The 1717-nt window shown below is 45.1% G+C and carries 2 protein-coding genes; both read left to right on the top strand.

What is annotated here, in order from left to right:
* On the top strand, positions 1 to 252 hold a 252-nt coding region (locus tag QUB30_RS33515), incomplete at its 5' end, for a hypothetical protein (RefSeq protein ID WP_333342659.1).
* Positions 253 to 445: 193 nt separating this feature from the next.
* The gene (locus tag QUB30_RS33510; RefSeq protein ID WP_333342656.1) at positions 446 to 1300 is read left to right on the top strand and encodes a hypothetical protein; all 855 of its coding nucleotides are present in this window, start codon (positions 446 to 448) and stop codon (positions 1298 to 1300) included.
* Positions 1301 to 1717: the final 417 nt, after the last annotated feature.

The following is a 1717-nucleotide window of genomic DNA, read 5'->3' as shown; positions in this document are numbered from 1 at the left end:
AAGGATTGTTTCTCTAAAGATGCTACTCCAGAGGAGCTATCAAATCCCCAATACGTTGACAAAAATATTAACGCAGCAAAACTGCTCGATCTGCTGTTTGCCGAGTTATCGTTCGCGCGGGTCAAGTTTAGGAAAACCAAACACTCAATCATGCTTACAGAATGGTTGCTTGAAAATAACCCAGAACACTTTGCCGAGCTAGCCCAATTTTTGCGAGATATCCTTGACAAAGGTAAGGCAGCGCTGGATTGACGCGAGTGCGATCGCTCCCAACACCCGGATTTTGGGAGAAACTAAAACCAAACCCCCAACCCACCCGCCATGCCCAAACTTCCCGATTGCGTAGGCTCCATTCGGGGCGGAGCCATCGCTACCTCCTCGCTCGCCCGCAATCCCCCCCTAGTTTGTGCCGTCCGAAATCCTCCACTTTATCCCGAATTATCTAATGAATCAAAAAATCTCTGAAATAGATGAGCAAATTGCCCAACTTATAGCTAGCTTGCCCAGCGATCGCCTCCTACAGCAAGCTAAGACACCAGCTCAGATAGAGGAATGGCACAAAGCAAGACAAACCCAGATTCTTTTGGCTGAGTGCTGGAAATCTAAGTGGCTTGTTCAGGACTATTACCCACTTGAGGAAGCTGTAAAACGGCAAGAGATTTCTCAACGAAAAGCTGAGTTAATGAACTGCTGCGTTAATGAGTACAAATCTCGGTGGAAGCTTTGCGAAGTAGCCGAAAAATATGTCAAAAGACGCCACGCACTTCTCCAAATCTGGACGGGTTATGTGGAGCATTTTTCCAAGCGATTAGCCCATTTTTGGTACAAATTTTTTCACCAAGCTAGCCTGAGACAATATCCATTTCAATCAGCCTATGATTTATTTGCCGAGACTTTAAAAGAAGATGTGGATGGTTCTTTCTCTGTCTGTCTGGAACCCTACTACGAAGTGCCGATGAAAAAGTGGAGGCAAGTAGGTAAGCAGTACACTCAACTTCTGGCTCGATCCGAGTTGGATGGCATTTACCCACAACTTAAGAAGACAGAGGAGCAGAGATTAAAAACAAACTTAGTTTGGCACAAAGTTGGTTTTTCTTGGATTGGGATGGTTATGTGGACGTGCCAAAGGGAGGCAAAAAATGACCCATTGCTCAGCAAGCAATTGGTTGCCTACAACAAATCGCTGTGGGAAGTAATGAGTTTAGGAGTTTCAGCTAGCCGCAATTTGCACGGCTGGGCGTGGCACAATGGGGAATTGCTTTGCGCGGATAAGGCAGGCGGCATTTACCGCAAAGCTTAACAAAACTTCAAATCTGGATCGCATTGCCTCTGACGCTTGGGCAGTCCACCTATGCTGGATTGCAATAGTTTCAGAGAAAGGAGTCTTTTTCCTCATGTTCGACCTTCAGACCGCTATGGTTGTGTCAATTTTCCTTGGTGTTTTCATTGGTATAGCCCAGTTTCGGCAATCTCCAGCAATGCTTTTAGGGGGCTTGGCTGCTTTCGGTATCTATTACTTTCTGTTTCTGCATAACACCTTACTAGGCATTTTCAAGCAGGTGACATTGGGTCGTTAGACAATGAAAGTGTCTTGGCTGTTTTGAATTACTGCTTGGGAGAATTTATTAGTTAGCTGTGGGTACTGGTGTTTAGACTAAGCAGCATAAATTGACTCAGCTATGGCTGAGTTACTAAAAGAAAATATGGAAGAGGAAAA

The sequence above is a fragment of the Microcoleus sp. BROC3 genome, assembly GCF_036702515.1.
Taxonomy (GTDB): domain Bacteria; phylum Cyanobacteriota; class Cyanobacteriia; order Cyanobacteriales; family Microcoleaceae; genus Microcoleus.
The sequence above is the reverse complement of the archived record's forward strand: the minus strand, read 5'-3'. Positions and strand labels throughout refer to the sequence as shown.